Below are 25,471 nucleotides of genomic sequence, written 5' to 3' on the forward strand. Positions count from 1 at the left end.
TTTGATAGCGGTTTATACGTGGTCTCATTTGTATTTTTTAGCTTGTAATACTCCTCTACAAAGTCATGGGTTCTCAATAGCATTAAATAAGTAGACGAAATCCTCCATTTCAATGCTGCTATTTTTCTTCTCCCGTTTTTTAACAATCGAGTGAAAGCTTGCTGAATGTTTTATCAATTCTCGTTTTGTAACGTGACTCGTTGATACCTAAAGTCTTGAAAGCATCCGTTATCCCTTCCCTTTCTTTTTTACATCTAATTTAAAGTCGCCTCTCATTTTGTCATGAATGCAGGGTCTATTAATGAAAGAAACACATTCTGCTGGAACTTTTCAGTGTTGTCACTCATTCTTCCATTGATCATTGATGCGTATTTTATAAAGCCGCTTGTAAATATATTTAACCTAAAGTCAACAGGGTTTTGTTGTTTTGATCTATAGTCATATTCGATTTCATTGCTGTCTGAACGGCTAACGGGTAGCCAAGATAGCTTTATTTTTCTTGCTAGTATTTCCGTTAGTTCTTCAGGTATTTTTCTTCTTGATTCTCTCCTTATTATGTAATCTTCATCTATTATTACATTGGATTTTGATTGTTTCTATTTCTAAATAAAAATGATTTGGTTTCATTCTCTTCATTCTCTTCATTTTCTTTACTGGTTTCAACAATGTAGTTGATCATGTCATAATTATTGTCGTCCTCCCCTTTTCTTACATATATCTCCATATAGTTATTTTTCTTGATGTCGGATAACTTTATAATAATTTCGTCAAATTTAATAACCCATAACTTACTTAAGTCAACTTTTAGGGATGAACTAGCAAATTAATTATGGTTGTTTTGCCCGTTCCATTGTCACCTATTAAAAAGTTATAGTCTTTATTTAATGCTAAATTTACAGTTTTTTCGCCCCAGAGGCCGTTTACTTCCACTGAATCTATTAATAACATCTTTGCACCTGTGTGTTTTTTTTAGTATCTCTACCGTAAATATGGTTTTGTTTGTAAGGATTTTATTCGATTATTTTATTTTGACTACTAATAATTGATTTAGGATGATTTTTACTTGTAGGGCCTTGAGATAATGCCTCATGACAGGTAATCTCAGCAACTGCAAACGAAAAAACCGCCTTGGCGGCGGTTTTTCGAAGGTTTAAAAAGTTGGCGCTTTTTAACCGTGGTAACTGGCTTAAACGGAGCGCAGTAACCAAAAATGTCCTTCTAGTGTAGCCGTAGTTGGGTTAACACTTCAAGAACTCTAAGCGTACTTCTTGTGTACTTTACCGCTCCGTAAACCAGTTACTGTTGGCTACCGCCAATGGCGATTTGTCGTGTCTGTCAGGGTTGGACTCAAGAGAACAGTTACCTGAACATGACGTGGTAGTCGGGCTGAACGGGGAGTTCGTGCACACAGCCCAGCTTGGAGCGAACCACCTAAGCAGAACCCAGTGTCAGGCGTGGAATGAGAAGACGCGGCCATAACAGCGGAAAGACACGGGAACACTGTACGGTGGGAACAGGAGAGCGCACGAGGGAGCCGCCGGAGGGAAACGTCCGGCATCTTTAAGTCCTGTCGGGTTTCGTCCTTCTGATTTGAGTACCGGAAATCGGTGATTTCTGTGAAACTCGTCAGGAGGGCGGAGCCTATGGAAAACCGGGGAACCGGGGGGCCGGGCTCGGGGGGAAAGGGGGGTGCTGTTGACGTTGACCTGGAGGATATATGTCCGGAAGATTGCATGTTGTATCTAAACCCGAGAAGCAGTTTCTCGATGACGCCGTGTTTGCGGCAGAGCGGGCAAAAGGCAAAAAGCTGTCCGGTCCGGAAAAAAAAGAGGTGCTGCGCGTGGCCCGTAATCAGCTGCTGGGACAGCGCGAGGCAGAGGCCGCAAAAAAGGCCCGTGCGGACGAGAGACAGGCCGCTGAGTTCACCTGGAGTAAGCTAAGCCTTTTCGCCGTTAACCCGCAACGCTCGCCGCAGAGCTCGTCTGGCGCAGCCAGGGGAACCGAGGAAGCGTCATTTCATCCGTTCTGTGCCCGTGGCACGTTCACTCCGGAGCGTTTCTGTGACCAAACACCATAAAACCGCCCTGAATATGGCAAAATTTATTCAGGGACAAAGCCTGCTTCTGCTGGAGAAGCTCAACGAGCTGGACCTGGATACGGAAGCGGATATGTGCGAACGGCTTCATGAGGACGCCGAGCGCCTTCATGCCGGCCTTCTGGCGAAGTTAAATCAGGAATAACGGTATCCGCATGGCGAAAGTATCTATCAGCGAGGCCGCCAGGCTTACGCAGACCAGCCGGCCTACTCTTTACAAGATGATTAACAGTGGTGAGCTTAATTTTACATCGACTGTAAAGGCAGGTAAGTCTGTAAAGGTTATTGATACGTCAGAACTTATACGGGTTTTTGGTGACATCAATGGTGTTGAAACTGCTACAGCTTTTACGGTAAAGCCTGACCCGGATTTTACATCCCTTAACAGTGTCGATTTACAGCATTTACAACATCAAATTGAGTTGTTACAGAAAGAAAACGAAGGACTGAAGGAGGCAGTTGCCGCCAGAGACGAGCACATCGCATCCGTTCGTCAGGCTATGCTGCTTCTTGAACATAAAAAAGAGACAGCGCCGCCCGTATTGCCTGCCGGCAAATGGTGGCAGTTCTGGAAATAGCCGGCTGACAGCACCTGCTTTCCCGGTAATTCTGGCCCCGACGGCGCGGTTGCTTTTGCGCTTCCTGCGACTCAGCTGGTATCTGTGCATCGGGGTGACGAATTGTTGAGTTCTTGCGAGGTTTCCCCAGGTCGCTGACCTGTTCGCGGCTTACGCCGGGCTGACTTACGTCAGACTCCCTCCACACACCAGTCTCCTGGTGTCGCCATCGATACCGAGCCGATCTTTCTCCTTTCTTAATGAAACCTGCCTGCGGTCGTGCCGGCAGCGTTGCGGTTAAAAACCCGTTCAGGGCGCATGAAAACACGTAATACGTGCACGTCAGATTGTGGAAATCGCCGTAAAGCGTTGTGCCGCAGGGGCTGCAGCGTGGTTTTTTTCACGCGTCACTTTGTTCTCGTTTCACTCGAACCAAAGTGACGCCGTTCATTCCGGAGGCGCGTTTACCTCTGCAAACATGTGCTTTCCGGAAGACGTAATGGTGATCGCGGCATAGAACGAGTTTTTCGCGACAGACCCGCTACAGGTTTATCGGCATTATGGTTGCCAGCGCGTAAATGCCGGCAGCGGATGGCAGGACGGTCGGTGCCGGTCACTGCGTTGTGAAATGTACCCTCATCGTCGCGTCGTAAGTGCGCTTTTTTTGACGATATCTGCTTCCAGGGGCGGGCAGATGTACCACACTGATGTGTTCTCCCTTTCAGGCTGCGGGAGTGTTCTGTACAGCCACCCGAAGGCGATCCTCTCAGGCCGTGGGATCATTGGTGGTCGTCATGGACGACAGCGCTACCCGGACATACTATCAACAGAGATTCTTTACGGTCAACCGGAGGGGGTTATGGACGTTTTCATCACGACAGCGCGCTTCAGCGACGGAAAAATGTGGCTGCAGCTGAGCGACGGGCAAACCCTGGGCGTGCCGCTGGCTTGCTTCCCCCGGCTAAAGAATGCCAGCGCGGCGCAGCTGGCTGACTGTGAGCTGACCCCGCGAGGCATTCACTGGGACACACTGGACGAAGACCTGTCACTTGCGGGCCTGCTGAGCCTGGAAACCGTGCTGCCCTGAAAGATCAGCCGGCTTCGCCCTGCAGCCGGTGGCGGTAATGGTTCAGGACAACGTGTGTCACGATCTGGCCGTAAATAAAACCGCCCAGCCCGGCAAATATTACGGTACCGGCCAAGCCGGCAAAGTAAGTTCCCGCGCCGGCGAGTACCCCGCAGACGGCGAGGCCGCCCCAGGTCTTCCAGTGCAGGAAGGCGGATTTATACGCGCTCCGCCACCGACTTCCTCGCTCCCGAGGAGACAGGTCTTTCAGTTCGGGAATACTTTTCAGGGTCCAGTAGATTTTCACGGTGATGTCCTTGTGCCGTTGGTTGTGCAGAAGAAAACATAACACGGCGGGACAGGAAATGTTTTGTGACCACCGCCAGCTGCGGCGCCACCACAAAACACCGGGACAAGATGTGTCTTTGGAGTACCGCCGGTACTCCAAAACGTCCTGGTCAGGCATAGCCCGACACCCGTGATCAATATGCGTTAACAGAAATCATACAGCCAAAATCTTTTGACAGATGCGTAATGGTGCCATCGACCTTGAGACGCTGCCCGTCGTTAAGAGCATTCATGTCGGCATACTGGCTTACAGCAACCGTATTATTTCCGACCTTCAGAAGGAAAAGTCATCCGAGATGTAGCTGTGGTCATGTAAATGAACCACGCCTTCAGCCGTCATGCCCAGGCCACCAAACTCCTGATTAGCTCTGCCAGGATTTTTACTGGCTTCAGCGCAAATCTGGCTAACTGACTTGTCTGTTTTCTGAAGTGGGGCTTTCAGCCCCTTGTTTATACTGGATAATCCTGAGTTCAAAGCGCTGAGACCACTGTTAACCTGCGCACAGCCAGACAGTAAAATTCCTGACAAAAAGAGAGCACATCCAGACTTTACACAATTCATGTGATTTTATTTCCTGATAAATCAATAGGATGACAGTATCGCGTTTTTGGCATCGGTATTAAATAGCTTGTCATTATTTTTCAGAAAGTCAGCCAGTCACCAACAGGATTATCGGCTTTTAAATCTTACCGGCCGGAGCCGGTCAACGCCTCACGGCCGCACAGTAAACTGCGCCTCCGTTCACCGTTATCAGAGGAGTTACGTGCCGGAAATCCGCCCTTGGTTACAACATCCGCGCGAAATTCCTGGCTATTCACTTTCGTGCATGCCTATGCAGGCGCGTCAGAATCATCGGGAGCGTTTTGCGGGGGTTCGGGCAGGGAAAGGCCTGTCTTTTGGCCGTTTCGTCGCAGAATGGCGCTGAGGGCGTTTTCGCGGTGCGGGCAAGTAGTCTTATGTTAAAAGCGAGTGGCTGGCAGGGTCATTAAACGCGGCCAGCCGTCCGTTATTTGAGAATGGCTGTGAGGAGGCTACTGAATACGGAACCCGTTATGAAAGCGCGCTCCGTCGTCACTTCCTCTTTCCGCATGTCCGCCAGCCTGGCGAGTGCGCTTTCGGGATCGGCGGCGCGAACCTCTTCAAACTGCTTTTCCCAGCCGTCACCGGCCAGTTGAGCGGCTTTCTCCGCGTCAGATCTTTCCAGGGCGGCGATGTGCTGACCCTTCTTAAAAAAGCAGAACTCCGGCATGGTGTACTCCGTGAACAGGGTGGCAGTCATGAGTAACATATCTGAAGTGAGCTGATTTCGTACAGCGGAGTCTGCCTAACCGGTTCGGGACTGAACTCTTATGTTAAACAATCAGGACAGGGAGGATGTATTTATGCGGAAAATTATTGTTGTGCCATACGATGATAAATGGCCTGAGATGTTTGAAGCTGAAAGTTCACTGATAAAGAAATTGCTTGGTGGAGTGGCTAAAAATGTCCATCACATTGGTAGCACGTCAGTTCATGGTCTCTCAGCAAAGCCCGTAATCGACATGCTGCTTGAAGTTTCCGACATCAATGAACTGGATGCGTACAATTCTTCAATGGCTCGTGCCGGGTATGTTGCTCGTGGTGAGAACGGGATTCCGGGGCGTAGATATTTCATTAAGGGCGGTGATCAGCGTAGTCATCAAGTGCATGCGTTTGCAGTCGGAGATTCGCAGGTATTAAAGCATCTCGCTTTCCGTGATTATCTTCGACGAAACAAGGACATTGCAGTGCAGTATGCTGAGATAAAACACTCAGCAGCATTGCTTAGCAGGAACGATGTTCATCGCTATAGCACCCTAAAAGCGGACTTCATAGAGCATCATCTGCAACTGGCGCTGGCTGTCTGAAACGATAGTGATTGAGTTCGTTGCCGGGATGTTATGGTAAATTCGGGTAACAGGCAGGTATGGAAGAGATTTGGCCGTCGGGCGCCAGCCTGCCCGTTAACTTCACTCTACAGGAGTGATAGCATCGCCCGGTTTACTGGCATGCCTGATAACTTACAGGGAGCGTTTAATGCAATTAATGAGAATGACCTACGACGATCTGACAAAGGGCGGCGGCGAGGCAAAGCTGCACGTTTACGGCGTGGGCACCTTTCCGGTCTTTTCCGGCCAGAAGCCTTATACCAACGATCCGGACTGTACCTACAGGCCTAACAGCGCCATTCCGGTCGGGCGCTACTGGATTGTTCCGCGCCCTGAAGGCAGTATCGCGAACCGGATCAGAGGATGGGCCGTCGACACCTGGAACAGCTCGAATCATTCAGAGTGGTTTGCGCTCTTTAATTCGGAAACGATGAATGATTCCATCCTGATCAACGGTGTTGCCCGCGGCGGTTTTCCGCCTGCATCCCCTTCGGCCGGACGGCTCCGGAGAAAGTGAAGGGTGTATCACCTTCGTGCGGCGTGCTGATTTCTACACGGTAAGGCAGGCGCTGCTCCGGAGAAAGAAAGTTCGCGTGCCGGGTTCGCGAAACGGCTTGATGGCATACGGCTACGTTGAGGTTCAGGGAGAAAGTAACTTTGCAAACTGCAAAATTCGTTAGAAAAACAGCGGGATTTTTCGTCTGCTTTATTGTGGCCTTTATGGTGTCACGCTACGGGATGCCGCTCTATCCGCTGACGGCATGGCTCGTTGAACATTCTTACCAAATTTTCAGTGGTTACCAGGATGACGTATATGAAGCCGGTACGGATCCGGTGACGTTTTTCTCTCTAATAACTGTTATCGCGTTTTACGCTCTGGCCATGTACTGGCTGGTAAAAGCGGCAGTTAAAAAAGTAAAACGTGGATAGGCTGATTGCAGTAAAAGCCGGGGCGCTCTATTGGTTTCTGATGTCAGGTCGATAACAGGATCAACAACACCAGACGCTTTACGGCAGTTCATAAGAAAGTTCTTTTCAGCACCCCGCACGGGGTGCTTTTTTATCCTATCCCTACAGTTGCGTATGAAAAATCAACTCAAAAGTAGGTTACAAGCCGCATCTTATGATAAATACAGGGGGCTGGTACGACAGGGATAAGATCGTAGAGGAGAAGGTACAGTAAATTTCTGATTAAAAAACAAAAAAAAGTTATGGGTAAATCTATGTTTTTAACAAGGCCGTTATATGAACAGCCTATGTGTTTTTTATTAGTCAATCTAGTTTAAAGGCAATAGTTTATTTTTATAGTATTGGTAAGTGTCCGCCTCTAAGCACAGCTTTGGATTGACTGAGAAAACATAAAGAGCTAAGTTTTTTAATGCTTCAAAGTCAATATCTTTGCTGATTTTTGAGTATTTTTTTATGCAGTTAGTTATTAAACCGCAAACTAGGTACTCAAAAAAATGGCCCTGAATGAGTCGATTTTCTAGGACTCCGATTTTTTTGTATAAGTCATGTATTGATACTCTGTGAGGGGAGTTTTTTTGCGTTTGAAATTAATCTTGAAATTCTTTTTGGGATAGTATAAAATTATTGTTAAAATTGAGTGCAACACCTAGAGAGCCGCCTTTTTTTGCAATTTTAAATAGTGTCAAATCATGGCTCTTAGAACATATGTTTATTTTACTTAAAGTTGCGATTCTACGGATTGCTCTTTTTATCAGCTTTATATATCTATTAGTAGAGTCTTTATTTCCCGCAGTAAGCATAGTTATAACATGCGTAGATACTACATCGCTCCAAAAATCGTTCTCCCAGCTATACCCATAGGTGTAGATAACGTTACGATCATTGATCCTGCTTGAAATTATCCCATTATAATCCCTGTCAACTATGACTAAGTTGTTTTTTAGCTTTTTGCTTTCAATTAATTCATAGTAATCCAAGACATTTTTACAACAACCTAAAACCTTTATTTTTACTTTTCGCTCAGGAAGATAATGTTCTAAAAGAGCCTTGTAGTATTTGTAATCGCATAAGTCAGTTGTTTTAAAACCAGGTGTGTTCTGTACGTTTTTACCTTCTATATGAAAGGTAATATCAACTCTATGAAATTTTTTTTGAGCATTTATCCCGCCAGATGTTCTCATGAAGGTCATTGGATAGCCTCCGCCATGTCAATAGTATATTCGTCTAAAAACCCAACAACATCAGGGGAATGAGTTGCAAAAATTATTTGAGTATTTTTATTTATACTAGTTACTGCAGCTACAAGGTTTTCTTGCCAGGTAACATGTAGGGATAGCTCTGGCTCATCGGCTATATATATACAATCTTTCTCATCTTGCAACAGCGCCTCGCCTAAAATTATAAGAATCTGCTTTTCTCCTGAAGATAGATCTTCAAGTGTCACTTCTCTTTTATTGTAACTTTCAACGACCAGTTCATTAGATGCAGATATGTAAAATGTTTTTCTACCATTAAATATTGAGTTTAATACCTCTACAAAATTTGATAGCGGTTTATACGTGGTCTCATTTGTATTTTTTAGCTTGTAATACTCCTCTACAAAGTCATGGGTTCTCATAGCATTAAATAAGTAGACGAAATCCTCCATTTCAATGCTGCTATTTTTCTTCTCCCGTTTTTTAACAATCGAGTGAAGCTTGCTGAATGTTTTATCAATTCTCGTTTTGTAACGTGACTCGTTGATACCTAAAGTCTTGAAAGCATCCGTTATCCCTTCCCTTTCTTTTTTACATCTAATTTAAAGTCGCCTCTCATTTTGTCAATGAATGCAGGGTCTATTAATGAAAGAAACACATTCTGCTGGAACTTTTCAGTGTTGTCACTCATTCTTCCATTGATCATTGATGCGTATTTTATAAAGCCGCTTGTAAATATATTTAACCTAAAGTCAACAGGGTTTTGTTGTTTTGATCTATAGTCATATTCGATTTCATTGCTGTCTGAACGGCTAACGGGTAGCCAAGATAGCTTTATTTTTCTTGCTAGTATTTCCGTTAGTTCTTCAGGTATTTTTCTTCTTGATTCTCTCCTTATTATGTAATCTTCATCTATTATTACATTGGATTTTTGATTGTTTCTATTTCTAAATAAAAATGATTTGGTTTCATTCTCTTCATTCTCTTCATTTTCTTTACTGGTTTCAACAATGTAGTTGATCATGTCATAATTATTGTCGTCCTCCCCTTTTCTTACATATATCTCCATATAGTTATTTTTCTTGATGTCGGATAACTTTATAATAATTTCGTCAAATTTAATAACCCATAACTTACTTAAGTCAACTTTTAGGGATGAAACTAGCAAATTAATTATGGTTGTTTTGCCCGTTCCATTGTCACCTATTAAAAAGTTATAGTCTTTATTTAATGCTAAATTTACAGTTTTTTCGCCCCAGAGGCCGTTTACTTCCACTGAATCTATTAATAACATCTTTGCACCTGTGTGTTTTTTTTAGTATCTCTACCGTAAATATGGTTTTGTTTGTAAGGATTTTATTCGATTATTTATTTTGACTACTAATAATTGATTTAGGATGATTTTTTACTTGTAGGGCCTTGAGATAATGCCTCATGACAGGTAATCTCAGCAACTGCAAACGAAAAAACCGCCTTGGCGGGCGGTTTTTCGAAGGTTTAAAAAGTTGGCGCTTTTTAAACCGTGGTAACTGGCTTAAACGGAGCGCAGTAACCAAAAATGTCCTTCTAGTGTAGCCGTAGTTGGGTTAACACTTCAAGAACTCTAAGCGTACTTCTTGTGTACTTTACCGCTCCGTAAACCAGTTACTGTTGGCTACCGCCAATGGCGATTTGTCGTGTCTGTCAGGGTTGGACTCAAGAGAACAGTTACCTGAACATGACGTGGTAGTCGGGCTGAACGGGGAGTTCGTGCACACAGCCCAGCTTGGAGCGAACCACCTAAGCAGAACCCAGTGTCAGGCGTGGAATGAGAAGACGCGGCCATAACAGCGGAAAGACACGGGAACACTGTACGGTGGGAACAGGAGAGCGCACGAGGGAGCCGCCGGAGGGAAACGTCCGGCATCTTTAAGTCCTGTCGGGTTTCGTCCTTCTGATTTGAGTACCGGAAATCGGTGATTTCTGTGAAACTCGTCAGGAGGGCGGAGCCTATGGAAAACCGGGGAACCGGGGGGCCGGGCTCGGGGGGAAAGGGGGGTGCTGTTGACGTTGACCTGGAGGATATATGTCCGGAAGATTGCATGTTGTATCTAAACCCGAGAAGCAGTTTCTCGATGACGCCGTGTTTGCGGCAGAGCGGGCAAAAGGCAAAAGCTGTCCGGTCCGGAAAAAAAAGAGGTGCTGCGCGTGGCCCGTAATCAGCTGCTGGGACAGCGCGAGGCAGAGGCCGCAAAAAAGGCCCGTGCGGACGAGAGACAGGCCGCTGAGTTCACCTGGAGTAAGCCTAAGCCTTTTCGCCGTTAACCCGCAACGCTCGCCGCAGAGCTCGTCTGGCGCAGCCAGGGGAACCGAGGAAGCGTCATTTCATCCGTTCTGTGCCCGTGGCACGTTCACTCCGGAGCGTTTCTGTGACCAAACACCATAAAACCGCCCTGAATATGGCAAAATTTATTCAGGGACAAAGCCTGCTTCTGCTGGAGAAGCTCAACGAGCTGGACCTGGATACGGAAGCGGATATGTGCGAACGGCTTCATGAGGACGCCGAGCGCCTTCATGCCGGCCTTCTGGCGAAGTTAAATCAGGAATAACGGTATCCGCATGGCGAAAGTATCTATCAGCGAGGCCGCCAGGCTTACGCAGACCAGCCGGCCTACTCTTTACAAGATGATTAACAGTGGTGAGCTTAATTTTACATCGACTGTAAAGGCAGGTAAGTCTGTAAAGGTTATTGATACGTCAGAACTTATACGGGTTTTTGGTGACATCAATGGTGTTGAAACTGCTACAGCTTTTACGGTAAAGCCTGACCCGGATTTTACATCCCTTAACAGTGTCGATTTACAGCATTTACAACATCAAATTGAGTTGTTACAGAAAGAAAACGAAGGACTGAAGGAGGCAGTTGCCGCCAGAGACGAGCACATCGCATCCGTTCGTCAGGCTATGCTGCTTCTTGAACATAAAAAAGAGACAGCGCCGCCCGTATTGCCTGCCGGCAAATGGTGGCAGTTCTGGAAATAGCCGGCTGACAGCACCTGCTTTCCCGGTAATTCTGGCCCCGACGGCGCGGTTGCTTTTGCGCTTCCTGCGACTCAGCTGGTATCTGTGCATCGGGGTGACGAATTGTTGAGTTCTTGCGAGGTTTCCCCAGGTCGCTGACCTGTTCGCGGCTTACGCCGGGCTGACTTACGTCAGACTCCCTCCACACACCAGTCTCCTGGTGTCGCCATCGATACCGAGCCGATCTTTCTCCTTTCTTAATGAAACCTGCCTGCGGTCGTGCCGGCAGCGTTGCGGTTAAAAACCCGTTCAGGGCGCATGAAAACACGTAATACGTGCACGTCAGATTGTGGAAATCGCCGTAAAGCGTTGTGCCGCAGGGGCTGCAGCGTGGTTTTTTTCACGCGTCACTTTGTTCTCGTTTCACTCGAACCAAAGTGACGCCGTTCATTCCGGAGGCGCGTTTACCTCTGCAAACATGTGCTTTCCGGAAGACGTAATGGTGATCGCGGCATAGAACGAGTTTTTCGCGACAGACCCGCTACAGGTTTATCGGCATTATGGTTGCCAGCGCGTAAATGCCGGCAGCGGATGGCAGGACGGTCGGTGCCGGTCACTGCGTTGTGAAATGTACCCTCATCGTCGCGTCGTAAGTGCGCTTTTTTTGACGATATCTGCTTCCAGGGGCGGGCAGATGTACCACACTGATGTGTTCTCCCTTTCAGGCTGCGGGAGTGTTCTGTACAGCCACCCGAAGGCGATCCTCTCAGGCCGTGGGATCATTGGTGGTCGTCATGGACGACAGCGCTACCCGGACATACTATCAACAGAGATTCTTTACGGTCAACCGGAGGGGGTTATGGACGTTTTCATCACGACAGCGCGCTTCAGCGACGGAAAAATGTGGCTGCAGCTGAGCGACGGGCAAACCCTGGGCGTGCCGCTGGCTTGCTTCCCCCGGCTAAAGAATGCCAGCGCGGCGCAGCTGGCTGACTGTGAGCTGACCCCGCGAGGCATTCACTGGGACACACTGGACGAAGACCTGTCACTTGCGGGCCTGCTGAGCCTGGAAACCGTGCTGCCCTGAAAGATCAGCCGGCTTCGCCCTGCAGCCGGTGGCGGTAATGGTTCAGGACAACGTGTGTCACGATCTGGCCGTAAATAAAACCGCCCAGCCCGGCAAATATTACGGTACCGGCCAAGCCGGCAAAGTAAGTTCCCGCGCCGGCGAGTACCCCGCAGACGGCGAGGCCGCCCCAGGTCTTCCAGTGCAGGAAGGCGGATTTATACGCGCTCCGCCACCGACTTCCTCGCTCCCGAGGAGACAGGTCTTTCAGTTCGGGAATACTTTTCAGGGTCCAGTAGATTTTCACGGTGATGTCCTTGTGCCGTTGGTTGTGCAGAAGAAAACATAACACGGCGGGACAGGAAATGTTTTGTGACCACCGCCAGCTGCGGCGCCACCACAAAACACCGGGACAAGATGTGTCTTTGGAGTACCGCCGGTACTCCAAAACGTCCTGGTCAGGCATAGCCCGACACCCGTGATCAATATGCGTTAACAGAAATCATACAGCCAAAATCTTTTGACAGATGCGTAATGGTGCCATCGACCTTGAGACGCTGCCCGTCGTTAAGAGCATTCATGTCGGCATACTGGCTTACAGCAACCGTATTATTTCCGACCTTCAGAAGGAAAAAGTCATCCGAGATGTAGCTGTGGTCATGTAAATGAACCACGCCTTCAGCCGTCATGCCCAGGCCACCAAACTCCTGATTAGCTCTGCCAGGATTTTTACTGGCTTCAGCGCAAATCTGGCTAACTGACTTGTCTGTTTTCTGAAGTGGGGCTTTCAGCCCCTTGTTTATACTGGATAATCCTGAGTTCAAAGCGCTGAGACCACTGTTAACCTGCGCACAGCCAGACAGTAAAATTCCTGACAAAAAGAGAGCACATCCAGACTTTACACAATTCATGTGATTTTATTTCCTGATAAATCAATAGGATGACAGTATCGCGTTTTTGGCATCGGTATTAAATAGCTTGTCATTATTTTTCAGAAAGTCAGCCAGTCACCAACAGGATTATCGGCTTTTAAAATCTTACCGGCCGGAGCCGGTCAACGCCTCACGGCCGCACAGTAAACTGCGCCTCCGTTCACCGTTATCAGAGGAGTTACGTGCCGGAAATCCGCCCTTGGTTACAACATCCGCGCGAAATTCCTGGCTATTCACTTTCGTGCATGCCTATGCAGGCGCGTCAGAATCATCGGGAGCGTTTTGCGGGGGTTCGGGCAGGGAAAGGCCTGTCTTTTGGCCGTTTCGTCGCAGAATGGCGCTGAGGGCGTTTTCGCGGTGCGGGCAAGTAGTCTTATGTTAAAAGCGAGTGGCTGGCAGGGTCATTAAACGCGGCCAGCCGTCCGTTATTTGAGAATGGCTGTGAGGAGGCTACTGAATACGGAACCCGTTATGAAAGCGCGCTCCGTCGTCACTTCCTCTTTCCGCATGTCCGCCAGCCTGGCGAGTGCGCTTTCGGGATCGGCGGCGCGAACCTCTTCAAACTGCTTTTCCCAGCCGTCACCGGCCAGTTGAGCGGCTTTCTCCGCGTCAGATCTTTCCAGGGCGGCGATGTGCTGACCCTTCTTAAAAAAGCAGAACTCCGGCATGGTGTACTCCGTGAACAGGGTGGCAGTCATGAGTAACATATCTGAAGTGAGCTGATTTCGTACAGCGGAGTCTGCCTAACCGGTTCGGGACTGAACTCTTATGTTAAACAATCAGGACAGGGAGGATGTATTTATGCGGAAAATTATTGTTGTGCCATACGATGATAAATGGCCTGAGATGTTTGAAGCTGAAAGTTCACTGATAAAGAAATTGCTTGGTGGAGTGGCTAAAAATGTCCATCACATTGGTAGCACGTCAGTTCATGGTCTCTCAGCAAAGCCCGTAATCGACATGCTGCTTGAAGTTTCCGACATCAATGAACTGGATGCGTACAATTCTTCAATGGCTCGTGCCGGGTATGTTGCTCGTGGTGAGAACGGGATTCCGGGGCGTAGATATTTCATTAAGGGCGGTGATCAGCGTAGTCATCAAGTGCATGCGTTTGCAGTCGGAGATTCGCAGGTATTAAAGCATCTCGCTTTCCGTGATTATCTTCGACGAAACAAGGACATTGCAGTGCAGTATGCTGAGATAAAACACTCAGCAGCATTGCTTAGCAGGAACGATGTTCATCGCTATAGCACCCTAAAAGCGGACTTCATAGAGCATCATCTGCAACTGGCGCTGGCTGTCTGAAACGATAGTGATTGAGTTCGTTGCCGGGATGTTATGGTAAATTCGGGTAACAGGCAGGTATGGAAGAGATTTGGCCGTCGGGCGCCAGCCTGCCCGTTAACTTCACTCTACAGGAGTGATAGCATCGCCCGGTTTACTGGCATGCCTGATAACTTACAGGGAGCGTTTAATGCAATTAATGAGAATGACCTACGACGATCTGACAAAGGGCGGCGGCGAGGCAAAGCTGCACGTTTACGGCGTGGGCACCTTTCCGGTCTTTTCCGGCCAGAAGCCTTATACCAACGATCCGGACTGTACCTACAGGCCTAACAGCGCCATTCCGGTCGGGCGCTACTGGATTGTTCCGCGCCCTGAAGGCAGTATCGCGAACCGGATCAGAGGATGGGCCGTCGACACCTGGAACAGCTCGAATCATTCAGAGTGGTTTGCGCTCTTTAATTCGGAAACGATGAATGATTCCATCCTGATCAACGGTGTTGCCCGCGGCGGTTTCCGCCTGCATCCCCTTCGGCCGGACGGCTCCGGAGAAAGTGAAGGGTGTATCACCTTCGTGCGGCGTGCTGATTTCTACACGGTAAGGCAGGCGCTGCTCCGGAGAAAGAAAGTTCGCGTGCCGGGTTCGCGAAACGGCTTGATGGCATACGGCTACGTTGAGGTTCAGGGAGAAAGTAACTTTGCAAACTGCAAAATTCGTTAGAAAAACAGCGGGATTTTTCGTCTGCTTTATTGTGGCCTTTATGGTGTCACGCTACGGGATGCCGCTCTATCCGCTGACGGCATGGCTCGTTGAACATTCTTACCAAATTTTCAGTGGTTACCAGGATGACGTATATGAAGCCGGTACGGATCCGGTGACGTTTTTCTCTCTAATAACTGTTATCGCGTTTTACGCTCTGGCCATGTACTGGCTGGTAAAAGCGGCAGTTAAAAAAGTAAAACGTGGATAGGCTGATTGCAGTAAAAGCCGGGGCGCTCTATTGGTTTCTGATGTCAGGTCGATAACAGGATCAACAACACCAGACGCTTTACGGCAGTTCATAAGAAAGTTCTTTTCAGCACCCCGCACGGGGTGCTTTTTTATCCTATCCCTACAGTTGCGTATGAAAAATCAACTCAAAGTAGGTTACAAGCCGCATCTTATGATAAATACAGGGGGCTGGTACGACAGGGATAAGATCGTAGAGGAGAAGGTACAGTAAATTTCTGATTAAAAAACAAAAAAAAGTTATGGGTAAATCTATGTTTTAACAAGGCCGTTATATGAACAGCCTATGTGTTTTTTATTAGTCAATCTAGTTTAAAGGCAATAGTTTATTTTTATAGTATTGGTAAGTGTCCGCCTCTAAGCACAGCTTTGGATTGACTGAGAAAACATAAAGAGCTAAGTTTTTTAATGCTTCAAAGTCAATATCTTTGCTGATTTTTGAGTATTTTTTATGCAGTTAGTTATTAAACCGCAAACTAGGTACTCAAAAAAATGGCCCTGAATGAGTCGATTTTCTAGGACTCCGATTTTTTTGTATAAGTCATGTATTGATACTCTGTGAGGGGAGTTTTTTGCGTTTGAAATATATCTTGAAAATTCTTTTTGGGATAGTATAAATTATTGTTAAAATTGAGTGCAACACTAGAGAGCCGCCTTTTTTTGCAATTTTAAATAGTGTCAAATCATGGCTCTTAGAACATATGTTTATTTTACTTAAAGTTGCGATTCTACGGATTGCTCTTTTTATCAGCTTTATATATCTATTAGTAGAGTCTTTATTTCCCGCAGTAAGCATAGTTATAACATGGTAGATACTACATCGCTCCAAAAATCGTTCTCCCAGCTATACCCATAGGTGTAGAGATAACGGTTACGATCATTGATCCTGCTTGAAATGTATCCCATTATTATCCCTGTGTCAACTATGACTAAGTGTTTTTTTTAGCTTTTTGCTTTCAATTAAGTCATAGTAATCCAAGACATTTTTACAACAACTAAAAAACCTTTATTTTTACTTTTCGCTCAGGAAGATAATGTTCTAAATAGCCTTGTAGTATGTTGTAATCGCATAAGGTCAGTTGTTTTAAAACCAGCGGGGCTAGGTTCTGTTACGTTTTTATCCTTCTATATGAAAGGTAATATCAACTCTATGAAATTTTTTTTGAGCATTTATCCCGCCAGATGTTCTCATGAAGGTCATTGGATAGCCTCCGCCATGTCAATAGTATATTCGTCTAAAAACCCAACAACATCAGGGGAATGAGTTGCAAAAATTATTGAGTATTTTTATTTATACTAGTTACTGCAGCTACAAGGTTTTCTTGCCAGGTAACATGTAGGGATAGCTCTGGCTCATCGGCTATATATATACAATCTTTCTCATCTTGCAACAGCGCCTCGCCTAAAATTATAAGAATCTGCTTTTCTCCTGAAGATAGATCTTCAAGTGTCACTTCTCTTTTATTGTAACTTTCAACGACCAGTTCATTAGATGCAGATATGTAAAATGTTTTTCTACCATTAAATATTGAGTTTAATACCTCTACAAAATTTGATAGCGGTTTATACGTGGTCTCATTTGTATTTTTTAGCTTGTAATACTCCTCTACAAAGTCATGGGTTCTCATAGCATTAAATAAGTAGACGAAATCCTCCATTTCAATGCTGCTATTTTTCTTCTCCCGTTTTTTAACAATCGAGTGAAGCTTGCTGAATGTTTTATCAATTCTCGTTTTGTAACGTGACTCGTTGATACCTAAAGTCTTGAAAGCATCCGTTATCCCTTCCCTTTCTTTTTTTACATCTAATTTAAAGTCGCCTCTCATTTTGTCAATGAATGCAGGGTCTATTAATGAAAGAAACACATTCTGCTGGAACTTTTCAGTGTTGTCACTCATTCTTCCATTGATCATTGATGCGTATTTTATAAAGCCGCTTGTAAATATATTTAACCTAAAGTCAACAGGGTTTTGTTGTTTTGATCTATAGTCATATTCGATTTCATTGCTGTCTGAACGGCTAACGGGTAGCCAAGATAGCTTTATTTTTCTTGCTAGTATTTCCGTTAGTTCTTCAGGTATTTTTCTTCTTGATTCTCTCCTTATTATGTAATCTTCATCTATTATTACATTGGATTTTTGATTGTTTCTATTTCTAAATAAAAATGATTTGGTTTCATTCTCTTCATTCTCTTCATTTTCTTTACTGGTTTCAACAATGTAGTTGATCATGTCATAATTATTGTCGTCCTCCCCTTTTCTTACATATATCTCCATATAGTTATTTTTCTTGATGTCGGATAACTTTATAATAATTTCGTCAAATTTAATAACCCATAACTTACTTAAGTCAACTTTTAGGGATGAAACTAGCAAATTAATTATGGTTGTTTTGCCCGTTCCATTGTCACCTATTAAAAAGTTATAGTCTTTATTTAATGCTAAATTTACAGTTTTTTCGCCCCAGAGGCCGTTTACTTCCACTGAATCTATTAATAACATCTTTGCACCTGTGTGTTTTTTTTTAGTATCTCTACCGTAAATATGGTTTTGTTTGTAAGGATTTTATTCGATTATTTTATTTTGACTACTAATAATTGATTTAGGATGATTTTTTACTTGTAGGGCCTTGAGATAATGCCTCATGACAGGTAATCTCAGCAACTGCAAACGAAAAAACCGCCTTGGCGGGCGGTTTTTCGAAGGTTTAAAAAGTTGGCGCTTTTTAAACCGTGGTAACTGGCTTAAACGGAGCGCAGTAACCAAAAATGTCCTTCTAGTGTAGCCGTAGTTGGGTTAACACTTCAAGAACTCTAAGCGTACTTCTTGTGTACTTTACCGCTCCGTAAACCAGTTACTGTTGGCTACCGCCAATGGCGATTTGTCGTGTCTGTCAGGGTTGGACTCAAGAGAACAGTTACCTGAACATGACGTGGTAGTCGGGCTGAACGGGGAGTTCGTGCACACAGCCCAGCTTGGAGCGAACCACCTAAGCAGAACCCAGTGTCAGGCGTGGAATGAGAAGACGCGGCCATAACAGCGGAAAGACACGGGAACACTGTACGGTGGGAACAGGAGAGCGCACGAGGGAGCCGCCGGAGGGAAACGTCCGGCATCTTTAAGTCCTGTCGGGTTTCGTCCTTCTGATTTGAGTACCGGAAATCGGTGATTTCTGTGAAACTCGTCAGGAGGGCGGAGCCTATGGAAAACCGGGGAACCGGGGGGCCGGGCTCGGGGGGAAAGGGGGGTGCTGTTGACGTTGACCTGGAGGATATATGTCCGGAAGATTGCATGTTGTATCTAAACCCGAGAAGCAGTTTCTCGATGACGCCGTGTTTGCGGCAGAGCGGGCAAAAGGCAAAAAGCTGTCCGGTCCGGAAAAAAAAGAGGTGCTGCGCGTGGCCCGTAATCAGCTGCTGGGACAGCGCGAGGCAGAGGCCGCAAAAAAGGCCCGTGCGGACGAGAGACAGGCCGCTGAGTTCACCTGGAGTAAGCCTAAGCCTTTTCGCCGTTAACCCGCAACGCTCGCCGCAGAGCTCGTCTGGCGCAGCCAGGGGAACCGAGGAAGCGTCATTTCATCCGTTCTGTGCCCGTGGCACGTTCACTCCGGAGCGTTTCTGTGACCAAACACCATAAAACCGCCCTGAATATGGCAAAATTTATTCAGGGACAAAGCCTGCTTCTGCTGGAGAAGCTCAACGAGCTGGACCTGGATACGGAAGCGGATATGTGCGAACGGCTTCATGAGGACGCCGAGCGCCTTCATGCCGGCCTTCTGGCGAAGTTAAATCAGGAATAACGGTATCCGCATGGCGAAAGTATCTATCAGCGAGGCCGCCAGGCTTACGCAGACCAGCCGGCCTACTCTTTACAAGATGATTAACAGTGGTGAGCTTAATTTTACATCGACTGTAAAGGCAGGTAAGTCTGTAAAGGTTATTGATACGTCAGAACTTATACGGGTTTTTGGTGACATCAATGGTGTTGAAACTGCTACAGCTTTTACGGTAAAGCCTGACCCGGATTTTACATCCCTTAACAGTGTCGATTTACAGCATTTACAACATCAAATTGAGTTGTTACAGAAAGAAAACGAAGGACTGAAGGAGGCAGTTGCCGCCAGAGACGAGCACATCGCATCCGTTCGTCAGGCTATGCTGCTTCTTGAACATAAAAAAGAGACAGCGCCGCCCGTATTGCCTGCCGGCAAATGGTGGCAGTTCTGGAAATAGCCGGCTGACAGCACCTGCTTTCCCGGTAATTCTGGCCCCGACGGCGCGGTTGCTTTTGCGCTTCCTGCGACTCAGCTGGTATCTGTGCATCGGGGTGACGAATTGTTGAGTTCTTGCGAGGTTTCCCCAGGTCGCTGACCTGTTCGCGGCTTACGCCGGGCTGACTTACGTCAGACTCCCTCCACACACCAGTCTCCTGGTGTCGCCATCGATACCGAGCCGATCTTTCTCCTTTCTTAATGAAACCTGCCTGCGGTCGTGCCGGCAGCGTTGCGGTTAAAAACCCGTTCAGGGCGCATGAAAACACGTAATACGTGCACGTCAGATTGTGGAAATCGCCGTAAAGCGTTGTGCCGCAGGGGCTGCAGCGTGGTTTTTTTCACGCGTCACTTTGTTCTCGTTTCACTCGAACCAAAGTGACGCCGTTCATTCCGGAGGCGCGTTTACCTCTGCAAACATGTGCTTTCCGGAAGACGTAATGGTGATCGCGGCATAGAACGAGTTTTTCGCGACAGACCCGCTACAGGTTTATCGGCATTATGGTTGCCAGCGCGTAAATGCCGGCAGCGGATGGCAGGACGGTCGGTGCCGGTCACTGCGTTGTGAAATGTACCCTCATCGTCGCGTCGTAAGTGCGCTTTTTTTGACGATATCTGCTTCCAGGGGCGGGCAGATGTACCACACTGATGTGTTCTCCCTTTCAGGCTGCGGGAGTGTTCTGTACAGCCACCCGAAGGCGATCCTCTCAGGCCGTGGGATCATTGGTGGTCGTCATGGACGACAGCGCTACCCGGACATACTATCAACAGAGATTCTTTACGGTCAACCGGAGGGGGTTATGGACGTTTTCATCACGACAGCGCGCTTCAGCGACGGAAAAAATGTGGCTGCAGCTGAGCGACGGGCAAACCCTGGGCGTGCCGCTGGCTTGCTTCCCCCGGCTAAAGAATGCCAGCGCGGCGCAGCTGGCTGACTGTGAGCTGACCCCGCGAGGCATTCACTGGGACACACTGGACGAAGACCTGTCACTTGCGGGCCTGCTGAGCCTGGAAACCGTGCTGCCCTGAAAGATCAGCCGGCTTCGCCCTGCAGCCGGTGGCGGTAATGGTTCAGGACAACGTGTGTCACGATCTGGCCGTAAATAAAACCGCCCAGCCCGGCAAATATTACGGTACCGGCCAAGCCGGCAAAGTAAGTTCCCGCGCCGGCGAGTACCCCGCAGACGGCGAGGCCGCCCCAGGTCTTCCAGTGCAGGAAGGCGGATTTATACGCGCTCCGCCACCGACTTCCTCGCTCCCGAGGAGACAGGTCTTTCAGTTCGGGAATACTTTTCAGGGTCCAGTAGATTTTCACGGTGATGTCCTTGTGCCGTTGGTTGTGCAGAAGAAAACATAACACGGCGGGACAGGAAATGTTTTGTGACCACCGCCAGCTGCGGCGCCACCACAAAACACCGGGACAAGATGTGTCTTTGGAGTACCGCCGGTACTCCAAAACGTCCTGGTCAGGCATAGCCCGACACCCGTGATCAATATGCGTTAACAGAAATCATACAGCCAAAATCTTTTGACAGATGCGTAATGGTGCCATCGACCTTGAGACGCTGCCCGTCGTTAAGAGCATTCATGTCGGCATACTGGCTTACAGCAACCGTATTATTTCCGACCTTCAGAAGGAAAAAGTCATCCGAGATGTAGCTGTGGTCATGTAAATGAACCACGCCTTCAGCCGTCATGCCCAGGCCACCAAACTCCTGATTAGCTCTGCCAGGATTTTTACTGGCTTCAGCGCAAATCTGGCTAACTGACTTGTCTGTTTTCTGAAGTGGGGCTTTCAGCCCCTTGTTTATACTGGATAATCCTGAGTTCAAAGCGCTGAGACCACTGTTAACCTGCGCACAGCCAGACAGTAAAATTCCTGACAAAAAGAGAGCACATCCAGACTTTACACAATTCATGTGATTTTATTTCCTGATAAATCAATAGGATGACAGTATCGCGTTTTTGGCATCGGTATTAAATAGCTTGTCATTATTTTTCAGAAAGTCAGCCAGTCACCAACAGGATTATCGGCTTTTAAAATCTTACCGGCCGGAGCCGGTCAACGCCTCACGGCCGCACAGTAAACTGCGCCTCCGTTCACCGTTATCAGAGGAGTTACGTGCCGGAAATCCGCCCTTGGTTACAACATCCGCGCGAAATTCCTGGCTATTCACTTTCGTGCATGCCTATGCAGGCGCGTCAGAATCATCGGGAGCGTTTTGCGGGGGTTCGGGCAGGGAAAGGCCTGTCTTTTGGCCGTTTCGTCGCAGAATGGCGCTGAGGGCGTTTTCGCGGTGCGGGCAAGTAGTCTTATGTTAAAAGCGAGTGGCTGGCAGGGTCATTAAACGCGGCCAGCCGTCCGTTATTTGAGAATGGCTGTGAGGAGGCTACTGAATACGGAACCCGTTATGAAAGCGCGCTCCGTCGTCACTTCCTCTTTCCGCATGTCCGCCAGCCTGGCGAGTGCGCTTTCGGGATCGGCGGCGCGAACCTCTTCAAACTGCTTTTCCCAGCCGTCACCGGCCAGTTGAGCGGCTTTCTCCGCGTCAGATCTTTCCAGGGCGGCGATGTGCTGACCCTTCTTAAAAAAGCAGAACTCCGGCATGGTGTACTCCGTGAACAGGGTGGCAGTCATGAGTAACATATCTGAAGTGAGCTGATTTCGTACAGCGGAGTCTGCCTAACCGGTTCGGGACTGAACTCTTATGTTAAACAATCAGGACAGGGAGGATGTATTTATGCGGAAAATTATTGTTGTGCCATACGATGATAAATGGCCTGAGATGTTTGAAGCTGAAAGTTCACTGATAAAGAAATTGCTTGGTGGAGTGGCTAAAAATGTCCATCACATTGGTAGCACGTCAGTTCATGGTCTCTCAGCAAAGCCCGTAATCGACATGCTGCTTGAAGTTTCCGACATCAATGAACTGGATGCGTACAATTCTTCAATGGCTCGTGCCGGGTATGTTGCTCGTGGTGAGAACGGGATTCCGGGGCGTAGATATTTCATTAAGGGCGGTGATCAGCGTAGTCATCAAGTGCATGCGTTTGCAGTCGGAGATTCGCAGGTATTAAAGCATCTCGCTTTCCGTGATTATCTTCGACGAAACAAGGACATTGCAGTGCAGTATGCTGAGATAAAACACTCAGCAGCATTGCTTAGCAGGAACGATGTTCATCGCTATAGCACCCTAAAAGCGGACTTCATAGAGCATCATCTGCAACTGGCGCTGGCTGTCTGAAACGATAGTGATTGAGTTCGTTGCCGGGATGTTATGGTAAATTCGGGTAACAGGCAGGTATGGAAGAGATTTGGCCGTCGGGCGCCAGCCTGCCCGTTAACTTCACTCTACAGGAGTGATAGCATCGCCCGGTTTACTGGCATGCCTGATAACTTACAGGGAGCGTTTAATGCAATTAATGAGAATGACCTACGACGATCTGACAAAGGGCGGCGGCGAGGCAAAGCTGCACGTTTACGGCGTGGGCACCTTTCCGGTCTTTTCCGGCCAGAAGCCTTATACCAACGATCCGGACTGTACCTACAGGCCTAACAGCGCCATTCCGGTCGGGCGCTACTGGATTGTTCCGCGCCCTGAAGGCAGTATCGCGAACCGGATCAGAGGATGGGCCGTCGACACCTGGAACAGCTCGAATCATTCAGAGTGGTTTGCGCTCTTTAATTCGGAAACGATGAATGATTCCATCCTGATCAACGGTGTTGCCCGCGGCGGTTTCCGCCTGCATCCCCTTCGGCCGGACGGCTCCGGAGAAAGTGAAGGGTGTATCACCTTCGTGCGGCGTGCTGATTTCTACACGGTAAGGCAGGCGCTGCTCCGGAGAAAGAAAGTTCGCGTGCCGGGTTCGCGAAACGGCTTGATGGCATACGGCTACGTTGAGGTTCAGGGAGAAAGTAACTTTGCAAACTGCAAAATTCGTTAGAAAAACAGCGGGATTTTTCGTCTGCTTTATTGTGGCCTTTATGGTGTCACGCTACGGGATGCCGCTCTATCCGCTGACGGCATGGCTCGTTGAACATTCTTACCAAATTTTCAGTGGTTACCAGGATGACGTATATGAAGCCGGTACGGATCCGGTGACGTTTTTCTCTCTAATAACTGTTATCGCGTTTTACGCTCTGGCCATGTACTGGCTGGTAAAAGCGGCAGTTAAAAAAGTAAAACGTGGATAGGCTGATTGCAGTAAAAGCCGGGGCGCTCTATTGGTTTCTGATGTCAGGTCGATAACAGGATCAACAACACCAGACGCTTTACGGCAGTTCATAAGAAAGTTCTTTTCAGCACCCCGCACGGGGTGCTTTTTTATCCTATCCCTACAGTTGCGTATGAAAAATCAACTCAAAAGTAGGTTACAAGCCGCATCTTATGATAAATACAGGGGGCTGGTACGACAGGGATAAGATCGTAGAGGAGAAGGTACAGTAAATTTCTGATTAAAAACAAAAAAAAGTTATGGGTAAATCTATGTTTTTAACAAGGCCGTTATATGAACAGCCTATGTGTTTTTTATTAGTCAATCTAGTTTAAAGGCAATAGTTTATTTTTATAGTATTGGTAAGTGTCCGCCTCTAAGCACAGCTTTGGATTGACTGAGAAAACATAAAGAGCTAAGTTTTTTAATGCTTCAAAGTCAATATCTTTGCTGATTTTTGAGTATTTTTTTATGCAGTTAGTTATTAAACCGCAAACTAGGTACTCAAAAAAATGGCCCTGAATGAGTCGATTTTCTAGGACTCCGATTTTTTTGTATAAGTCATGTATTGATACTCTGTGAGGGGAGTTTTTTGCGTTTGAAATTAATCTTGAAAATTCTTTTTGGGATAGTATAAAATTATTGTTAAAATTGAGTGCAACACCTAGAGAGCCGCCTTTTTTTGCAATTTTAAATAGTGTCAAATCATGGCTCTTAGAACATATGTTTATTTACTTAAAGTTGCGATTCTACGGATTGCTCTTTTTATCAGCTTTATATATCTATTAGTAGAGTCTTTATTTCCCGCAGTAAGCATAGTTATAACATGCGTAGATACTACATCGCTCCAAAAATCGTTCTCCCAGCTATACCCATAGGTGTAGATAACGTTACGATCATTGATCCTGCTTGAAATTATCCCATTATAATCCCTGTCAACTATGACTAAGTTGTTTTTTAGCTTTTTGCTTTCAATTAATTCATAGTAATCCAAGACATTTTTACAACAACCTAAAACCTTTATTTTTACTTTTCGCTCAGGAAGATAATGTTCTAAAAGAGCCTTGTAGTATTTGTAATCGCATAAGTCAGTTGTTTTAAAACCAGGTGTGTTCTGTACGTTTTTACCTTCTATATGAAAGGTAATATCAACTCTATGAAATTTTTTTTGAGCATTTATCCCGCCAGATGTTCTCATGAAGGTCATTGGATAGCCTCCGCCATGTCAATAGTATATTCGTCTAAAAACCCAACAACATCAGGGGAATGAGTTGCAAAAATTATTTGAGTATTTTTATTTATACTAGTTACTGCAGCTACAAGGTTTTCTTGCCAGGTAACATGTAGGGATAGCTCTGGCTCATCGGCTATATATATACAATCTTTCTCATCTTGCAACAGCGCCTCGCCTAAATTATAAGAATCTGCTTTTCTCCTGAAGATAGATCTTCAAGTGTCACTTCTCTTTTATTGTAACTTTCAACGACCAGTTCATTAGATGCAGATATGTAAAATGTTTTTCTACCATTAAATATTGAGTTTAATACCTCTACAAAA

35 protein-coding genes and 1 pseudogene are annotated in these 25,471 nt (G+C 46.7%); 20 read left to right on the top strand and 16 right to left on the bottom strand.

Annotated elements, in window-relative coordinates; all coding sequences use genetic code 11:
• Positions 1-1,717 precede the first annotated feature (1,717 nt).
• The 4 genes from EHV07_RS24720 to EHV07_RS23510 all read left to right on the top strand — a co-directional run bounded on the left by EHV07_RS24720 (position 1,718) and on the right by EHV07_RS23510 (position 3,739).
• The gene (locus EHV07_RS24720) at positions 1,718-2,077 is read left to right on the top strand and encodes a hypothetical protein (RefSeq protein ID WP_174822397.1); all 360 of its coding nucleotides are present in this window, start codon (positions 1,718-1,720) and stop codon (positions 2,075-2,077) included.
• Complete coding sequence (locus tag EHV07_RS23500; protein WP_147200714.1) at positions 2,061-2,240, top strand: Rop family plasmid primer RNA-binding protein; 180 nt, start codon at positions 2,061-2,063, stop codon at positions 2,238-2,240. Before EHV07_RS24720 ends, EHV07_RS23500 begins: the two co-directional genes overlap by 17 nt.
• 10 nt (positions 2,241-2,250) lie before the next feature.
• Positions 2,251-2,673, top strand: coding sequence for a helix-turn-helix domain-containing protein (locus tag EHV07_RS23505; protein WP_147200715.1), 423 nt, complete (start codon positions 2,251-2,253; stop codon positions 2,671-2,673).
• An 838-nt stretch (positions 2,674-3,511) separates the two neighbouring features.
• Positions 3,512-3,739: a DUF2442 domain-containing protein gene (locus EHV07_RS23510; RefSeq protein WP_147200716.1), complete on the top strand. Its 228-nt coding sequence runs from the start codon at positions 3,512-3,514 to the stop codon at positions 3,737-3,739.
• 4 nt (positions 3,740-3,743) lie between these two features.
• Here the strand turns inward: EHV07_RS23510 and EHV07_RS25000 are convergent, their stop codons facing one another.
• The 3 genes from EHV07_RS25000 to EHV07_RS23530 form a co-directional block, all read right to left on the bottom strand.
• Complete coding sequence (locus EHV07_RS25000) at positions 3,744-4,184, bottom strand: hypothetical protein (RefSeq protein ID WP_254446380.1); 441 nt, start codon at positions 4,182-4,184, stop codon at positions 3,744-3,746.
• 156 nt (positions 4,185-4,340) lie between these two features.
• On the bottom strand, positions 4,341-4,628 hold the full coding sequence (locus EHV07_RS23525; protein ID WP_254446382.1) for a hypothetical protein: 288 nt from the start codon (positions 4,626-4,628) through the stop codon (positions 4,341-4,343).
• Positions 4,629-5,073: 445 nt separating this feature from the next.
• Positions 5,074-5,346 (bottom strand): hypothetical protein, encoded by a 273-nt coding sequence (locus EHV07_RS23530; protein ID WP_254446379.1) that lies wholly within the window; start codon positions 5,344-5,346, stop codon positions 5,074-5,076.
• A 103-nt stretch (positions 5,347-5,449) separates the two neighbouring features.
• Between EHV07_RS23530 and EHV07_RS23535 the strand changes: the two genes are divergently transcribed.
• The 3 genes and pseudogenes from EHV07_RS23535 to EHV07_RS23545 all read left to right on the top strand — a co-directional run bounded on the left by EHV07_RS23535 (position 5,450) and on the right by EHV07_RS23545 (position 6,904).
• Positions 5,450-5,953 (top strand): GrpB family protein, encoded by a 504-nt coding sequence (locus tag EHV07_RS23535; protein ID WP_147200730.1) that lies wholly within the window; start codon positions 5,450-5,452, stop codon positions 5,951-5,953.
• Positions 5,954-6,122: 169 nt separating this feature from the next.
• Positions 6,123-6,654: pseudogene (locus tag EHV07_RS23540) on the top strand (DUF2778 domain-containing protein).
• Positions 6,632-6,904 (top strand): hypothetical protein, encoded by a 273-nt coding sequence (locus EHV07_RS23545; protein ID WP_147200718.1) that lies wholly within the window; start codon positions 6,632-6,634, stop codon positions 6,902-6,904. The pseudogene EHV07_RS23540 and the gene EHV07_RS23545 overlap by 23 nt, the downstream one beginning before the upstream one ends.
• A 626-nt stretch (positions 6,905-7,530) precedes the next feature.
• Here the strand turns inward: EHV07_RS23545 and EHV07_RS23550 are convergent.
• From EHV07_RS23550 to EHV07_RS23560, 3 genes are read right to left on the bottom strand one after another with little or no spacing between them, the layout of a single operon-like run.
• Entirely contained in the window at positions 7,531-8,133 is a 603-nt protein-coding gene (locus tag EHV07_RS23550) for a DUF4435 domain-containing protein (RefSeq protein WP_147200719.1), read from the bottom strand.
• Positions 8,130-8,741: an AAA family ATPase gene (locus EHV07_RS23555; RefSeq protein WP_147200720.1), complete on the bottom strand. Its 612-nt coding sequence runs from the start codon at positions 8,739-8,741 to the stop codon at positions 8,130-8,132. The genes EHV07_RS23550 and EHV07_RS23555 overlap by 4 nt, the downstream gene beginning before the upstream one ends.
• The gene (locus EHV07_RS23560) at positions 8,711-9,433 is read right to left on the bottom strand and encodes a hypothetical protein (RefSeq protein WP_147200721.1); all 723 of its coding nucleotides are present in this window, start codon (positions 9,431-9,433) and stop codon (positions 8,711-8,713) included. The genes EHV07_RS23555 and EHV07_RS23560 overlap by 31 nt, the downstream gene beginning before the upstream one ends.
• 1,114 nt (positions 9,434-10,547) lie before the next feature.
• Here EHV07_RS23560 and EHV07_RS23575 point away from each other — a divergent pair.
• The 3 genes from EHV07_RS23575 to EHV07_RS23585 all read left to right on the top strand — a co-directional run bounded on the left by EHV07_RS23575 (position 10,548) and on the right by EHV07_RS23585 (position 12,226).
• The gene (locus EHV07_RS23575; RefSeq protein WP_147200714.1) at positions 10,548-10,727 is read left to right on the top strand and encodes a Rop family plasmid primer RNA-binding protein; all 180 of its coding nucleotides are present in this window, start codon (positions 10,548-10,550) and stop codon (positions 10,725-10,727) included.
• Between the two features lie 10 nt (positions 10,728-10,737).
• Positions 10,738-11,160 (top strand): helix-turn-helix domain-containing protein, encoded by a 423-nt coding sequence (locus EHV07_RS23580; RefSeq protein WP_147200715.1) that lies wholly within the window; start codon positions 10,738-10,740, stop codon positions 11,158-11,160.
• Between the two features lie 838 nt (positions 11,161-11,998).
• Positions 11,999-12,226 carry a DUF2442 domain-containing protein gene (locus EHV07_RS23585; protein ID WP_147200716.1) on the top strand — a complete coding sequence of 76 codons (228 nt, stop codon included), beginning with the start codon at positions 11,999-12,001 and terminating at the stop codon, positions 12,224-12,226.
• A gap of 4 nt (positions 12,227-12,230) precedes the next feature.
• Here the strand turns inward: EHV07_RS23585 and EHV07_RS25010 are convergent, their stop codons facing one another.
• The 3 genes from EHV07_RS25010 to EHV07_RS23605 form a co-directional block, all read right to left on the bottom strand.
• The gene (locus tag EHV07_RS25010) at positions 12,231-12,671 is read right to left on the bottom strand and encodes a hypothetical protein (protein WP_254446380.1); all 441 of its coding nucleotides are present in this window, start codon (positions 12,669-12,671) and stop codon (positions 12,231-12,233) included.
• Positions 12,672-12,687: 16 nt separating this feature from the next.
• The gene (locus EHV07_RS23600; RefSeq protein ID WP_147200722.1) at positions 12,688-13,116 is read right to left on the bottom strand and encodes a hypothetical protein; all 429 of its coding nucleotides are present in this window, start codon (positions 13,114-13,116) and stop codon (positions 12,688-12,690) included.
• Positions 13,117-13,562: 446 nt separating this feature from the next.
• Entirely contained in the window at positions 13,563-13,835 is a 273-nt protein-coding gene (locus tag EHV07_RS23605) for a hypothetical protein (RefSeq protein WP_254446379.1), read from the bottom strand.
• A gap of 103 nt (positions 13,836-13,938) precedes the next feature.
• On the opposite strand from EHV07_RS23605, the gene EHV07_RS23610 reads away from it, so the two are divergent.
• From EHV07_RS23610 to EHV07_RS23620, 3 genes are all read left to right on the top strand, one after another.
• The gene (locus EHV07_RS23610) at positions 13,939-14,442 is read left to right on the top strand and encodes a GrpB family protein (RefSeq protein WP_147200730.1); all 504 of its coding nucleotides are present in this window, start codon (positions 13,939-13,941) and stop codon (positions 14,440-14,442) included.
• A 169-nt stretch (positions 14,443-14,611) separates the two neighbouring features.
• Complete coding sequence (locus EHV07_RS23615; RefSeq protein ID WP_147200723.1) at positions 14,612-15,142, top strand: DUF2778 domain-containing protein; 531 nt, start codon at positions 14,612-14,614, stop codon at positions 15,140-15,142.
• Positions 15,120-15,392, top strand: coding sequence for a hypothetical protein (locus EHV07_RS23620; RefSeq protein WP_147200718.1), 273 nt, complete (start codon positions 15,120-15,122; stop codon positions 15,390-15,392). The genes EHV07_RS23615 and EHV07_RS23620 overlap by 23 nt, the downstream gene beginning before the upstream one ends.
• A gap of 1,312 nt (positions 15,393-16,704) precedes the next feature.
• On the opposite strand, the gene EHV07_RS23625 is transcribed toward EHV07_RS23620, so the two are convergent.
• Positions 16,705-17,931 carry an AAA family ATPase gene (locus EHV07_RS23625; protein ID WP_147200724.1) on the bottom strand — a complete coding sequence of 409 codons (1,227 nt, stop codon included), beginning with the start codon at positions 17,929-17,931 and terminating at the stop codon, positions 16,705-16,707.
• A gap of 773 nt (positions 17,932-18,704) precedes the next feature.
• On the opposite strand from EHV07_RS23625, the gene EHV07_RS23635 reads away from it, so the two are divergent.
• The 4 genes from EHV07_RS23635 to EHV07_RS23650 all read left to right on the top strand — a co-directional run bounded on the left by EHV07_RS23635 (position 18,705) and on the right by EHV07_RS23650 (position 20,728).
• Positions 18,705-18,944 (top strand): hypothetical protein, encoded by a 240-nt coding sequence (locus EHV07_RS23635; RefSeq protein ID WP_147200725.1) that lies wholly within the window; start codon positions 18,705-18,707, stop codon positions 18,942-18,944.
• A 104-nt stretch (positions 18,945-19,048) separates the two neighbouring features.
• A complete protein-coding gene (locus tag EHV07_RS23640; protein ID WP_147200714.1) occupies positions 19,049-19,228 on the top strand; it encodes a Rop family plasmid primer RNA-binding protein in 180 nt (59 codons plus the stop codon).
• A 10-nt stretch (positions 19,229-19,238) separates the two neighbouring features.
• A complete protein-coding gene (locus EHV07_RS23645) occupies positions 19,239-19,661 on the top strand; it encodes a helix-turn-helix domain-containing protein (protein ID WP_147200715.1) in 423 nt (140 codons plus the stop codon).
• An 881-nt stretch (positions 19,662-20,542) separates the two neighbouring features.
• A complete protein-coding gene (locus EHV07_RS23650) occupies positions 20,543-20,728 on the top strand; it encodes a DUF2442 domain-containing protein (RefSeq protein ID WP_147200726.1) in 186 nt (61 codons plus the stop codon).
• A 4-nt stretch (positions 20,729-20,732) separates the two neighbouring features.
• Here EHV07_RS23650 and EHV07_RS25020 read toward each other — a convergent pair whose 3' ends face one another.
• The 3 genes from EHV07_RS25020 to EHV07_RS23670 all read right to left on the bottom strand — a co-directional run bounded on the left by EHV07_RS25020 (position 20,733) and on the right by EHV07_RS23670 (position 22,337).
• Positions 20,733-21,173, bottom strand: coding sequence for a hypothetical protein (locus tag EHV07_RS25020; protein ID WP_254446380.1), 441 nt, complete (start codon positions 21,171-21,173; stop codon positions 20,733-20,735).
• Between the two features lie 16 nt (positions 21,174-21,189).
• A complete protein-coding gene (locus EHV07_RS23665; protein ID WP_147200722.1) occupies positions 21,190-21,618 on the bottom strand; it encodes a hypothetical protein in 429 nt (142 codons plus the stop codon).
• A gap of 446 nt (positions 21,619-22,064) precedes the next feature.
• On the bottom strand, positions 22,065-22,337 hold the full coding sequence (locus EHV07_RS23670; RefSeq protein WP_254446379.1) for a hypothetical protein: 273 nt from the start codon (positions 22,335-22,337) through the stop codon (positions 22,065-22,067).
• Positions 22,338-22,440: 103 nt separating this feature from the next.
• Here EHV07_RS23670 and EHV07_RS23675 point away from each other — a divergent pair, with 103 nt between their 5' ends.
• The 3 genes from EHV07_RS23675 (at position 22,441) to EHV07_RS23685 (ending at position 23,894) form a co-directional block, all read left to right on the top strand.
• Positions 22,441-22,944 (top strand): GrpB family protein, encoded by a 504-nt coding sequence (locus EHV07_RS23675; RefSeq protein ID WP_147200730.1) that lies wholly within the window; start codon positions 22,441-22,443, stop codon positions 22,942-22,944.
• A gap of 169 nt (positions 22,945-23,113) precedes the next feature.
• Positions 23,114-23,644, top strand: a complete 531-nt coding sequence (locus EHV07_RS23680; RefSeq protein WP_147200723.1) for a DUF2778 domain-containing protein — start codon at positions 23,114-23,116, stop codon at positions 23,642-23,644.
• A complete protein-coding gene (locus tag EHV07_RS23685; RefSeq protein WP_147200718.1) occupies positions 23,622-23,894 on the top strand; it encodes a hypothetical protein in 273 nt (90 codons plus the stop codon). Before EHV07_RS23680 ends, EHV07_RS23685 begins: the two co-directional genes overlap by 23 nt.
• A gap of 346 nt (positions 23,895-24,240) precedes the next feature.
• On the opposite strand, the gene EHV07_RS23690 is transcribed toward EHV07_RS23685, so the two are convergent.
• Genes EHV07_RS23690 through EHV07_RS25025 form a run of 3 tightly spaced genes read right to left on the bottom strand, consistent with a single transcriptional unit; the run spans position 24,241 to position 25,312 of the window.
• Positions 24,241-24,618: a hypothetical protein gene (locus tag EHV07_RS23690; RefSeq protein ID WP_147200727.1), complete on the bottom strand. Its 378-nt coding sequence runs from the start codon at positions 24,616-24,618 to the stop codon at positions 24,241-24,243.
• A gap of 23 nt (positions 24,619-24,641) precedes the next feature.
• Complete coding sequence (locus EHV07_RS23695) at positions 24,642-25,121, bottom strand: DUF4435 domain-containing protein (RefSeq protein ID WP_147200728.1); 480 nt, start codon at positions 25,119-25,121, stop codon at positions 24,642-24,644.
• Positions 25,118-25,312, bottom strand: a complete 195-nt coding sequence (locus tag EHV07_RS25025) for an AAA family ATPase (RefSeq protein ID WP_254446381.1) — start codon at positions 25,310-25,312, stop codon at positions 25,118-25,120. Before EHV07_RS25025 ends, EHV07_RS23695 begins: the two co-directional genes overlap by 4 nt.
• Positions 25,313-25,471 lie beyond the last annotated feature (159 nt).

This window comes from Pantoea sp. CCBC3-3-1 (genome assembly GCF_007981265.1).
Classification (GTDB): Bacteria; Pseudomonadota; Gammaproteobacteria; order Enterobacterales; family Enterobacteriaceae; genus Erwinia.